At 45.2% G+C, this 13,058-nt stretch carries 9 protein-coding genes; all 9 read right to left on the bottom strand.

What is annotated here, in order from left to right; translation table 11 throughout:
* Nucleotides 1–323: 323 nt before the first annotated feature.
* On the bottom strand, nucleotides 324–3,050 hold the full coding sequence (gene secA / locus AC3CH3_RS02445; protein WP_488537660.1) for a preprotein translocase subunit SecA: 2,727 nt from the start codon (nucleotides 3,048–3,050) through the stop codon (nucleotides 324–326).
* Between the two features lie 390 nt (nucleotides 3,051–3,440).
* Nucleotides 3,441–4,358, bottom strand: a complete 918-nt coding sequence (gene lpxC / locus AC3CH3_RS02440; protein WP_010434751.1) for a UDP-3-O-acyl-N-acetylglucosamine deacetylase — start codon at nucleotides 4,356–4,358, stop codon at nucleotides 3,441–3,443.
* Between the two features lie 96 nt (nucleotides 4,359–4,454).
* Nucleotides 4,455–5,684, bottom strand: a complete 1,230-nt coding sequence (gene ftsZ, locus AC3CH3_RS02435; protein ID WP_017059291.1) for a cell division protein FtsZ — start codon at nucleotides 5,682–5,684, stop codon at nucleotides 4,455–4,457.
* 31 nt (nucleotides 5,685–5,715) lie between these two features.
* Nucleotides 5,716–6,984 carry a cell division protein FtsA gene (gene ftsA, locus AC3CH3_RS02430; protein ID WP_010434747.1) on the bottom strand — a complete coding sequence of 423 codons (1,269 nt, stop codon included), beginning with the start codon at nucleotides 6,982–6,984 and terminating at the stop codon, nucleotides 5,716–5,718.
* Nucleotides 6,977–7,669 (bottom strand): cell division protein FtsQ/DivIB, encoded by a 693-nt coding sequence (locus AC3CH3_RS02425; RefSeq protein WP_488538147.1) that lies wholly within the window; start codon nucleotides 7,667–7,669, stop codon nucleotides 6,977–6,979. The genes ftsA and AC3CH3_RS02425 overlap by 8 nt, the downstream gene beginning before the upstream one ends.
* 278 nt (nucleotides 7,670–7,947) lie before the next feature.
* Entirely contained in the window at nucleotides 7,948–9,408 is a 1,461-nt protein-coding gene (murC, locus tag AC3CH3_RS02420; protein ID WP_017059288.1) for a UDP-N-acetylmuramate--L-alanine ligase, read from the bottom strand.
* Nucleotides 9,409–9,421: 13 nt separating this feature from the next.
* Nucleotides 9,422–10,483 (bottom strand): undecaprenyldiphospho-muramoylpentapeptide beta-N-acetylglucosaminyltransferase, encoded by a 1,062-nt coding sequence (murG, locus tag AC3CH3_RS02415; RefSeq protein ID WP_488537659.1) that lies wholly within the window; start codon nucleotides 10,481–10,483, stop codon nucleotides 9,422–9,424.
* 12 nt (nucleotides 10,484–10,495) lie between these two features.
* Nucleotides 10,496–11,692: a cell division protein FtsW gene (gene ftsW / locus AC3CH3_RS02410; RefSeq protein WP_019824579.1), complete on the bottom strand. Its 1,197-nt coding sequence runs from the start codon at nucleotides 11,690–11,692 to the stop codon at nucleotides 10,496–10,498.
* Nucleotides 11,693–11,714: 22 nt separating this feature from the next.
* The gene (murD, locus tag AC3CH3_RS02405) at nucleotides 11,715–13,031 is read right to left on the bottom strand and encodes a UDP-N-acetylmuramoyl-L-alanine--D-glutamate ligase (protein WP_488537658.1); all 1,317 of its coding nucleotides are present in this window, start codon (nucleotides 13,029–13,031) and stop codon (nucleotides 11,715–11,717) included.
* Between the last annotated feature and the right edge of the window lie 27 nt (nucleotides 13,032–13,058).

Here is a 13,058-nt window from a genome sequence, read left to right as displayed (position 1 = left end):
CCTTAACAAAACGTTGAACTCACATAGTCCCTGAATACGTCATCCTCAAGAAGGAGGAACGACTGAGCTGAGGAGCTAAAACAACGTGAGCCTAACTAAACGAGATTCCCTACTACACTCGTTCTCGCTATAGGGAATGACGACTTACCCTCTAATTAAAGATAAGCCATAAAATTCACATACAAAAAGAGCCGCCTAAGCGACTCTTTTTATTAAAATTATATTAAGGCAAAGCTGTATTGGTTGAGAACGAGGAGGCGACGCGGAGTTTACAAGTGTAAATGAGCATCGCCGACGAAGTTATCAGCCACTACAGCAAAGCATTAGTCAATTTTACCGTGACACTGTTTGTATTTTTTACCACTTCCACATGGGCATGGTTCGTTACGACCCACTTTACGCTCATCACGTACTACCGTTTGTGGAGATACCGCTTCAGCTTCATCGTCAGCTAGCTGGTTTTCAGCCGTGGCATGTTGTGCTTGTGCACGACGCGCCGCTTCTTCAGCTTGAGCTTGACGTTGAGCTTCCATCTTTTCAACTTCTTCTTGTTGCTGAACGCGAACTTTAGAAAGGATGGTAACAACGTCTGTTTTTAGTACATCTAGTAGGCCTTCAAACAGTTCAAACGACTCGCGCTTGTACTCTTGTTTCGGGTTCTTCTGAGCGTAACCACGTAAGTGGATACCTTGGCGGAGGTGATCCATCGCAGCCAAGTGCTCTTTCCAAAGACCGTCTAGCGTTTGTAGCATCACAGATTTCTCGAAGTTACGCAGTACTTGAGCACCAACCACTTCTTCTTTCTGTTTGTACGAATCAACCGCCATACCAAGAATACGCTCACGCAATGCTTCTTCATAAAGCTTGTCGTCTTCGTCTAACCAACCTTGAATATCAAAGTCTAGATCGAAGTCATTCTTCAGACGATCTTGTAGACCCGCGATATCCCACATGTCTTCAAGAGACTGAGGTGCGATGTATTCATCAATCACTGATGCTAGTACATCTTCACGGTTGTGTTCGATCATTTCGCTGATGTCGTCAGAACTCATCAGTTCATCACGAAGCTCATAAACCACTTTACGTTGGTCATTGGCTACATCATCGTACTCAAGAAGCTGCTTACGAATATCGAAGTTACGACCTTCAACTTTACGTTGTGCTTTTTCAATTGAGCGAGAAAGCATCTTAGATTCGATCGCTTCGCCTTCGTCCATACCACTTTGGATAAGACCAGCCATACGATCCGATGTGAAGATACGTAGCAGAGAATCTTCCATTGATAGGTAGAAACGAGAAGAACCCGCATCACCTTGACGACCAGAACGACCACGTAGCTGGTTATCGATACGGCGAGATTCATGACGCTCAGTACCAATGATGTGCAGACCACCTGACTCAAGCACTTTATCGTGGATTACTCTCCAGTCAGCTTTGATCTTATCGATCTGCTCTTTGGTTGGATTCTCTAGCTTCTCAACTTGTGCCTGCCAGCTACCACCTAATACGATATCGGTACCACGACCAGCCATGTTAGTTGCGATAGTTACCGCGCTCGGCATACCAGCTTGTGCAACGATCTCTGCTTCCATTTCGTGGAATTTAGCATTTAGAACGCTGTGCTTAATTTTTGCTTTTTTCAGTGCGTTAGACAGTAGCTCAGACTTCTCGATAGAAACCGTACCAACCAATGATGGCTGACCAGCTGCTACACGGTCTTTGATGTCTTCAATGATCGCATTGAACTTGTCTTCTTCAGTACGATAAACCACATCTGGCATATCGTTACGAACCATAGGTTTGTTGGTTGGGATAACCACCGTTTCTAGGCCGTAGATAGACTGGAATTCGAAAGCTTCTGTATCGGCTGTACCTGTCATACCTGACAGCTTTTCGTATAGACGGAAGAAGTTCTGGAATGTAATCGATGCTAGCGTCTGGTTTTCATTCTGAATCTTCACACCTTCTTTAGCTTCAACAGCTTGGTGTAAACCTTCAGACCAACGACGACCTGGCATAGTACGACCAGTATGTTCATCAACGATAACCACTTCGCCTTCTTCAGTAACGATGTAGTCGACGTCTTTCTCAAACAGTACATGTGCACGCAGCGCTGCATTAACATGGTGCAATAGGCTGATGTTTGTCGGAGAGTAAAGCGTATCACCCTCTTCCATCAGGCCGTTTTTGACCATTAGCTCTTCTACAAATTCTTGACCGTTTTCAGTCAGGTGAACCTGTTTCGATTTCTCGTCCATGGTGTAGTGACCTTCACCACGGTACTCTTCAGAATCTTCTTTATCTTGGCGCTCAAGGTTAGGGATCAACGTGTTAATACGCGTGTAAAGATCTGAACTATCTTCAGCTGGGCCAGAGATAATAAGTGGAGTACGAGCTTCATCGATTAAGATTGAGTCAACCTCATCGACAACTGCAAAGAAGCGCTCACGTTGAACACGATCTTCAGCACGGAAAGCCATGTTGTCACGTAGGTAATCGAAGCCAAACTCGTTGTTTGTTCCGTATAGGATATCCGCTTGGTACGCTTCTTTCTTCTCTGGTGGAGCCATGTTTGGCACGTTCACGCCAACAGTCATACCAAGGAATTCAAATAATGGGCGGTTTGTTTCCGCATCACGCTTCGCTAGGTAGTCGTTCACCGTTACTACGTGAACACCTTTGCTAGGTAGGGCGTTAAGATAAGCTGGTAGGGTTGCTGTAAGAGTCTTACCTTCACCAGTACGCATTTCTGCAATTTGGCCAGCATTTAGAACCATGCCACCAATCATTTGCACGTCAAAGTGACGCATGCCGTAAACACGCTTAGACGCTTCACGTACCGTAGCAAATGCTTCAGGTAGAAGTTGGTCTAGCGATTCACCTTTATCTAAGCGCTCACGAAACTCAACCGTTTTTGCTTTTAGTTCTTCGTCTGAAAGTGCTTCAAACGTTGGTTCGAAGTTATTAATTTCTTTTACAATTTTTCTAAGGCGGCGCAGTGTTCTGTCATTGCGACTGCCAATTACCTTTGTCAGCAGCTTAGTAATCATGTGCTTGGAATCTCTTCGTTCTCAGATCGTCCGCGATCTATTTTAAATGCCGTCAGTGTCTCTACTAGCTATGAACTAGTCTTCAGTTACTAACCAAGGATACTGAGATAAATCTAGTATCTTTGATATTGTACTTGAGAGTAGAGTTTTCAAGGCTTGAGTTAAAATTAATGCCCTTTAGTGTAAGTAATTTTCACACCAACGACCATTTATAACCCCATTTGTTTGATGTGCTTGGAACTTTTCTTTCTAATTGCTGATGGATTAGCCAGACTGCAGCTCATTGGGAGACAACTTTCGGATGTTGACGACACTGTATCTGGAAAATAGATACAAAAAAACCAGGTCAATGACCTGGTTTTCGAAATCTTATATTGTTGTAAACAACAATTACGCTAGAACCATTCCTGGCTCAGCAAATGCAACAGGAGAGCCTACTTCTTCTTCGAATGTTGCCCATTCCCAAGCTTCTGCGTCAGCAAGTACTGCACGTAGTAGTTGGTTGTTAAGGCCGTGACCTGATTTGTATGCACGGAACTCACCAATAATAGCGTGTCCACACATGTACAAGTCACCAATCGCATCCAGTACTTTATGAGTTACGAACTCATTGTCAAAACGTAGACCTTCTTCATTAAGAATTCGGTATTCGTCCAGTACGATAGCATTATCAAAGCTACCACCAAGTACTAGGTTTTGAGATTGTAGATACTCAATGTCGCGCATGAAGCCGAAAGTACGAGCGCGAGAAATTTCTTTCACAAAACCTTGTGAAGAGAAATCAAACAACAAACGTTGCTCATCAGATTCAATTGCTGGGTGGTTAAAGTCGATCTCAAAGTCCATACGGAAGCCGTTAAATGGAACAAACTCTGCCCACTTATCGCCATCTTCAAAACGGATAGGCTTTTTGATACGAATAAAACGCTTCGCTGCATTCAGTGTTTCTACACCCGCTTGCTGTAGCAAGTATACGAATGGGCTTGCGCTACCATCCATAATTGGGATCTCAGGAGCATCTACTTCAACAATAATGTTGTCGATGCCCATACCCGCTAAAGCTGCGTTAAGGTGTTCCACTGTAGAGATACGTACGCCTTCGTCATTAACAAGTGCTGTACATAGCATAGTGTCACGAACTGACGCTGGATCAGCTGGGAAATCTACAGGTGGATTTACATCTGTACGACGATAAACAATACCTGTATTTGCAGCTGCCGGGCGAAGAGTAAGTGTGACTTTACGACCAGAGTGGAGACCCACACCAGTTGTTTTCACAATTTCTTTCAGAGTACGTTGTCTGATCATCTGCTTGCCTCGTTATCAGTGCTACAAATCACGGTCAGTATTTACCGACCGCGAATTTTACCATTAATTCGACGATAGTCAAATTTTGGGTATTTGTTAATCAGCCTGACGTCGTAAGAATGCTGGAATATCTAAGTATCCACTCTCTTTCTCAGCCTTAGGTGCTGCACTTTGGCTAGCGCCTGTACCTGAAGAAACAGGTGACGTTGTTGGCTGCGGCTTAACTTGAGGTTTAACCTCAGTTTTTTCTTGCAATGGTTGTGCCACTTTCTCTTCCACTTTTGGTGCAGTTTGAGCCGCTACCTGTGGTTGAGGAGTTGGTGCAACCTTAGCTTTACCACCAGCAACTAAAGTAATGTCTGGTTTTTTCTCTGTGCCGATACCTGTTGCTACAACAGTTACACGGATTTCATCCGTCATATCAGGGTCTAGAGAAGTACCAATCACAACTGTTGCGTTATCAGATGCGAATGCCTTAACTGTATTACCTACTGTTTCGAATTCATCTAGACGCATATCTAGGCCTGCTGTGATGTTCACAAGAACGCCACGTGCGCCAGCTAGGTCGATGTCTTCTAGTAGTGGGCTAGAAATTGCCGTTTCAGCAGCTTCTTCAGCACGGTCTTCACCTTTTGCGATACCGCTACCCATCATTGCATGACCCATCTCAGACATTACGGTGCGAACATCCGCGAAATCGACGTTAATCATACCAGGGCGAGTAATTAGCTCAGCGATACCTTGTACAGCGTTTTTAAGTACATCATTAGCACTTGCGAAAGCTTCTAGCAGAGTTACGCCGCGGCCAAGTACTTTAAGTAGCTTCTCATTTGGAATTGTAATTAATGAATCCACATGTTTAGAAAGCTCTTCAATACCTTGCTCAGCAAACGCTAAACGCTTTTTGCCTTCAAAGCTAAATGGCTTAGTTACAACAGCAACCGTCAGCACACCCAACTCTTTCGCAACTTCAGCAATAACTGGAGCAGCACCTGTACCAGTACCACCGCCCATACCAGCTGCGATAAATACCATATCGGCGCCAGTTAGAACTTCTTTAATTCTTTCTCGATCTTCGAGAGCTGCATCACGGCCTACTTGTGGGTTTGCACCAGCGCCCAAACCTTTAGTGATATCACCACCAATTTGGATCACGCTGCTCACGCTTGTTTTACGAAGTGCTTGCGCATCAGTGTTAACACTGATGAATTCTACGCCTTCGATTGATTCACGTACCATGTGCTCAACAGCGTTACCGCCACCGCCACCAACTCCAACGACTTTAATTACTGCATCGTCAGACATTTCCATCATCGGTTCAAACATGTGTTATCTCCGTTTTTTCCTGCAACTCAGGTTAAAACTCTTTTTGTATCCAATTACGCAATTTGCCAAACAAACCAGACATAGAAGGTGCTGAACGCTTAGGTTCGCTGTAATCACCTTCATCACTGATCTGACAATCTCTTGCGTAATGAAGTAAACCAACCGCCGTAGAATGATACGGCTCTTTAACATAGTCAGTTAAGCCACTAACTTCTAATGGCTTACCAACTCGAACTTGATTGCGGAAAACACGTTCCGCACACTCTACCAATCCGTCAATTTGTGCCGCTCCACCAGTGAGAACGACGCCAGCTGCAAGGTGGTGTTTAATACCTTCATCTCGTAGCTGTAATTGAACCGTATCAATAGTTTGGTTAACGAGACCCATAAGTTCAGTGTAACGTGGTTCAATCACTTCCGACAAAGTTTGTCGTTGCAAACTTCTCGATGGGCGACCACCAACACTTGGGACGTTAACAGAGTCATCCTTGCTTACGAGTTCACTCAGAGCGCAACCATGGTTTACTTTTATCTCTTCAGCATCGCTCACTGGCGTGCCGAAAGCGAAGGCAATATCACTGGTTACGGCATTTCCTGCGTAGGAAAAGACTTCTGTGTGTCGCAGTGCGCCGCCAGTCCAAATGGAAATATCCATCGTACCCGCGCCGATATCCACCACACATACTCCAAGCTCTCTCTCGTCTTCAGTAATTACCGCATTACTTGAGGCAAGTCCTGAAAACACGATCTGTTCTACTGTAAGACCACATCGTTCAACAGCTTTAATAATGTTTCTCGCCATGTCGCTATGGCAAGAAATTAGGTGAACGCTGACCTCCATTCGAACACCAGATAAGCCAAGTGGGTTCTTAATCCCTTCTTGATAATCAATGGTAAATTCTTGTGGGATCACGTGCAGAATTCTCTGCTCATCACCTATTTTAATTGATTTCGCGGTATGGATCGCTCGATCCATATCGTCTTGAGACACCTCTTCATCAGAGATAGTGCCCATGCCTTTTTCAATTCGGCTTGCGATATGTTTACCCGATAGCGAGATAAACACATTGCTGATTTGGCATTCCGCCATCAACTCTGCTTGATCAATAGCTCGCTGAACCGACTTAACTACCGACTCTAGGTCGTTTACACCACCTTTATCCATACCTCTGGATGGGCTTTGCCCAGAACCAATGATATTGATTTGACCATCAGGCAATATTTCACCAACCAGAGCTGATATGGTCGCAGTGCCTATATCAAGACCAACGATTATGTTGTCATCTGCGGTCTTAGTCATCTGTGCTCTCTTCTAACTCTTGCTCTGGAAACCAGCCTACAGCGGCTCCCGTATCATACCTGAGGTCGATGTAGCTCACTTGATTCGCTTTACTACCAAGTTCGTTGTAAAGCGAAATGAAGCGTTCAACACGCTCATCTAAAGAATCTTTACCTAGTTCTAAACGGATACCGTTATCTAGGATTATTTGCCAAGCGCGACGCTCATTGAGAACGAGAGAGGTAACGGTTAACCCTAGACTGTTAGTCAAAGGGGTTATCTGTCGCCACTTTTCTATCACTTCTTGGCTGGTGCCGTCTGGGCCGTAAAGCTTAACTCTATCACCCTTCAACAGGCCGATATCACCATTAAACACCTGACCATCGTCATTCAGCAGCATGTTACCGTTCCAGATTGCTGCTGCATGGTACTCAGTCAAAAATACTTTTATTGTGTCTGGCCACTGCTTACGAATGGAGACCACTGAAACCCAAGGTAACGCTTCTAAACTGTCTTGTAACACACCGATGTCTTGCGACATGAAGGTTCCAATATGCTCTAGCTCGCTAAAGGCATGTTGAACATCACCAGCGGTTACGTAAGTTAAGTCGCCTTGAAGTACTATTTTGGAGAGAGGCAATCGCTGATCGTCCCACATCCAAGTCAGTGTGGTATAGAAAAGAAACCCAATGAATAGCAATACCATGACAAAAAAAGACCCGCCTAAGGCGTGTTTCTTGAGCGACGGTAAACTGAATAGGTGGCGGTTTTCGCTAAAAGTACTTTCTACCAAAGCCCGCATTCCCTGTCGTTGGTTCGCAATTCTATTCCCTATCTTCGTAATAGAGGTAAAAGCACTTACTTTAACCTATGAATTATACTGAGCAAAATCAAACTATCAAACGTTGATAATAAGATTTTTGGTCAATTTTAGGTCAATCGCAAGAAGTGAGCGATTGACCACAGTCTGTAGACAGTATTCTGTTACGCGTTCTGCATTTTATTAATGTCTAACTGTAACGATTCCAACTGCTTCGCAACTCGACCAACATCGCCTGCACCCTGCGTTAAAACAAGGTCACCGCCTTGAATTACGTTGGCTAAAGCCGATGGCAGTGCATTGATATCGGCAACAAAGATTGGATCTATCTTACCACGCCCACGAATAGTTCGACTTAATGAACGTCCGTCAGCCCCTGCAATAGGTTTCTCACCTGCAGAATAAACATCTAACAGAATTAGGACATCAACCTGCTCAAGAACGTTCGCAAAATCATCATACAGATCGCGAGTACGACTATAACGGTGCGGTTGGAAGATCATTACAAGACGTTTATCAGTCCAGCCACTACGAGCAGCTTGAATCGTCACATCAACTTCGGTTGGATGATGACCGTAATCATCAACCAACATTGCCACGCCTTTACCTGTTTCATACTCACCTAGGTGATCGAAACGGCGACCCGTGCCTTCGGTTCCCGCCATCGCTTTGAGAATCGCTTCATCGCTGATGTCATCTTCTGTTGCAACAGCAATCGCCGCGGATGCATTCAATGCATTGTGACGACCTGGAATGTTTAACGTGATATCAAGGTTAGCTTTACCTTCACGTACTACCGTGAACTTACCTTGTTGGCCTTCTTGTACGTAGTTCTCAATACGAATATCCGCATCTTCTGAGAAACCGTAAGTAATCACCTGGCGACTTACTTGAGGAATAAGCTCACGCACTACTGGATCATCAACACACATCACAGCCTGACCGTAGAATGGTAGGTTGTGTAAAAAATCAATAAACGTCTGCTTTAGCGTTTCAAAATCGCCTCCGTAGGTATCCATATGATCCGCTTCAATGTTAGTTACGATACTAACCATTGGTTGCAGATGTAAGAATGACGCATCACTTTCATCGGCTTCAGCGATAAGAATACGGCTTGAACCTAAACGTGCGTTAGTGCCGGCACTTTTCACCAAACCACCATTTACGAAGGTTGGATCTAGACCTGCTTCAGAATAAATCTGTGTCACTAGCGCAGTCGTGGTTGTCTTACCGTGCGTACCTGCCACAGCAATGCCGTGACGAAAACGCATTAGCTCAGCCAGCATTTCTGCACGACGAACGATCGGTGTGCGCGCTTCACGAGCTGCAATAATTTCTGGGTTTTCTTCGTTGATAGCGGTTGAAACCACCACCACACTTGCGTCGGCAACGTTACTCGCTTGGTGACCGATATAAACGGTCGCACCCTTGCTAACTAAACGATCAGTCACTGGGTTTTGAGCAATATCAGAACCCGTGATCTGGTAGCCTTCATTTAGCAAGACTTCAGCAATCCCGCTCATTCCGGCACCACCAATACCAATGAAGTGGATAGATTTAACACGGCGCATCTCTGGCACCATTGCACGGATTTGCGCTAAGTCTTGGGTATGTTCAATCGTCATCAATTCAATCTCATTATTTTGCTAAAGCTTTAATCGCTTCAGCGACGGTCACATCAGCATCAAGCTTGGCGGCTTGACGAGCTTTTGTTGCCATCATTTTTAATTCATTTCTATCAAGCTGCGCGATAGTGTTCGCTAGCTTATCAGCCGTTAGTTGAGGCTGTTCAATCATTAACGCTGCGCCACATTCAACTAAATGGTCGGCATTCAACGCTTGTTGTCTGTCTTTGTGCATAAACGGAACGAAGATAGAACCGACACCTGCCGCAGACACTTCTGATACGGTTAATGCACCTGAGCGACACACTAATAGATCTGCCCACTCATAAGCTTGCGCCACATCATCAATAAATTCAGTCACTTGAACATTCTCTACAGAATGTGATTTGTATTGCTCAATGACTTGCTGTTGATTGTTCTTACCCGCTTGGTGCATCATAGTGAAGCCTTCACCAAGCTGCGCCATCGTTACTGGCAAGGTATCGTTCAGGATTTTGGCGCCCTGACTACCGCCCATAACTAAGATGCGGATGTCACCATCACGCTCAGCCATGCGTTGCTCGGGTTCAGCTAAGGCAACCACATCTTCGCGTACTGGGTTACCCACCACTTCTGCGGTAGGGAAAGCACCAGGGAAAGCTTGGAAAACCTTTTTAGCAATTTTAGACAGCCATTGGTTAGTTAAACCTGCCACTGCATTTTGTTCATGCAGAACCACTGGAATGCCAGACAACCATGCCGCGATACCACCCGGGCCACTCACGTAACCACCCATGCCAAGTACCACATCAGGCTGCCAAGCTTTAATGTGCTGTCTTGCTTGAAGTATGGCATTAATAATCTGAAACGGCGCTTTAATTAACTTGCTAATGCCTTGACCACGCAGGCCTTTCACCTTGATGAAGTCGATCTCAATGCCATGCTTTGGCACTAAATCCGCTTCCATTCTATCTGCTGTTCCTAACCAGCGAATTTCCCAACCTTGTTGCTGAAGCTTTTTAGCTACCGCTAACCCTGGAAAAACGTGACCGCCAGTACCACCAGCCATCACTAAAAGTTTTTTGTTTTGTTTCATCACGTTAGATTCTTATTCTACTAATTCGTTTTGATTATCGGCTTGTTCTTTCTGCTGCATTCGGCATTCGTGATCGATACGCAGTAGCATAGACACCGCCACCGACATCACGATAAGACTTGAACCACCATAACTGATCAGCGGTAAGGTTAAGCCTTTGGTTGGGACGATACCTGAAGCAGCCCCCACATTAACAAGCGTCTGAAATGCAAACCAAATACCAATACCAAATGCCAGATAACCACTGAATACTTGGTCGTTTTCAAAAGCCTTTTTACCAATAAGAATGGCTTTAAAAACCAAGCTAAAGATCAGCATCAACACTAAGGTTACGCCAACAAAACCCAATTCTTCTGCCAACACAGCAAATACAAAATCGGTGTGCGCTTCCGGAAGGTATTCGAGTTTCTGAATTGAGTTACCCAGCCCTTGCCCCATCCAATCACCACGGCCGAACGCCATCAATGACTGAGTTAGCTGGTAACCACTGCCGAACGGGTCGTTCCAAGGTTCCCAGAATGAGGTAACACGTCGAACACGATAAGGTTCTATAACAATCAAACCGACGACCGCGGCAATACCTGCCACCATCAAGGCGATAAACTGTGAAAGCTTGGCACCAGCAATGAATAGCATGCCGAACAGGGTCACTAGCATTACGACCACGGTACCTAAATCGGGCTGGCCTAGCAGCAGCACGGCAAAAGCGCCGAATACCATGATCGGTTTACCAAAACCACCGAAGAAGGTTTTTCTGACTTCATCTTGTTTACGAACCAAGTAGCCCGCCATAAAGATAAACAGCGATAACTTGGCGACTTCTGCCGGTTGTAAGTTAAATAGCCCTAAAGGGATCCAACGCGATGCGCCATTAACCGACTTACCGACGGCTAATACCACAATCAGCAAGAAGAAGGACAAGCCCAGTAGATACATACTGTATTGAAACCAGCGCTGCATCGGGATTTGCAATATGACGCTGGAGACACCTAACGCCAACACAAGGAAGATGGCATGACGGAACATAAAGTGAAATGGCTGATCGGTTAAACGAGCACTGATAGGAAACGAAGCCGACGTTACCATCACTAAGCCCGTCAGCATCAGTCCAAGAGCAATCCATACCAATTGACGATCGTAAAGCGCCTCTGGTGTGGCACGGTTAAGCCATTGCCAAATAGATTGATTAATCTCTCTCACTCTTTGCACTGAATGTTAGTCCTTCAACACGTTAGGCATACTCATGAGCAAGTTCAGTGAACGCATCACCTCTTGCCATGAAGTTATTAAATTGATCGAAGCTGGCACACGCTGGGGACAACATCACCATATCACCAGCAACTAACTGCTTCGAGATACTCTCGATAATGTCACCCATAGTTTCAAACGTCTTAGACGATGGGTGTAACGTCATAAATTGCGCGGCATCTTCACCAAAACAACACAGTTGAACGCGCTCTAGTTGCGACAACACTGGCTTAAGCTCGCTAAAGTCGGCACCTTTACCAACCCCACCAACCAGAAGATACAAAGTACCTTGGCACTCTAAGCCCGAGAGAGCCGCTAATGTACTGGCTACATTGGTCGCTTTCGAGTCGTTAACCCATTTGATTTCGCGTTTGTCAGCCACGACTTGGCAACGATGCGTCAAACCATTATAGGCTTTCAGAGCTTCAAGGCTTTTGCTGTAATCAATACCGACTTGTTTAAGCAGTGCTAGCGAGACTAACGCATTTGCCACATTGTGACGTCCAACCAATGTTAAATCTTGGGTCGCAAGTACAGGTTTACCGTTATCCATTAACCATTCGGTACCATCAACTGTCGCGACACCAAACTCCTGGCCGTCGAGTCCGAATGTTACTAATGACATGTTGTGGTCTGGATACGTCTCTTTGTCGTCGCGGTTTACAATCGCATATTGAGCATTATTAAAGATTCTTAGCTTGGCATCGCGGTAATCGGCCATGCCTTGGTAGCGATCCATATGGTCTTCTGACAGATTCAGAAATGCTGCTGCTGCTAAGTTTAGGCTTGATGTTGTTTCTAACTGAAAGCTTGAAAGCTCAAGAACATATAAATCAGCATTAAGCTCTAGAAGATCTAAGGCAGGGATACCAATGTTGCCACCGACACCGACATTCAAACCCGCCGCCTTTGCAAGTACGCCAGTAAGGTCAGTCACGGTGCTCTTGCCGTTAGAACCTGTTATTGCCACAACGGGTTTGTCTACCGCCCAGCCAAACAGTTCAATATCACCAACAACCGGAGTACCCGTCTGAATAACATCTTGAATTTCCGGTGTCGCGAGTGCGATACCTGGGTTAGCAACCACCAAATCAGCTTCCGCTAACCATTGGCTATTCCAACTTCCAGAATGCAGCTCTACCGATTCAGGCAAAGATTCTCGGCCCGGTGGTAGCTCTCGAGTATCAATCACCTTCACATGCGTATGAGGCTGATATTTTACGAGATGTTTAACGACAGAGAGCCCGGTAATACCGAGCCCCACAACCACTACATTTTGAATATTTTGCCAACGTTCCATTTAAACAAGATGCTCTTAATAGTTTTA

Source organism: Vibrio sp. QJM3NY_35, from assembly GCF_057785915.1.
The sequence above is the reverse complement of the archived record's forward strand: the minus strand, read 5'-3'. Positions and strand labels throughout refer to the sequence as shown.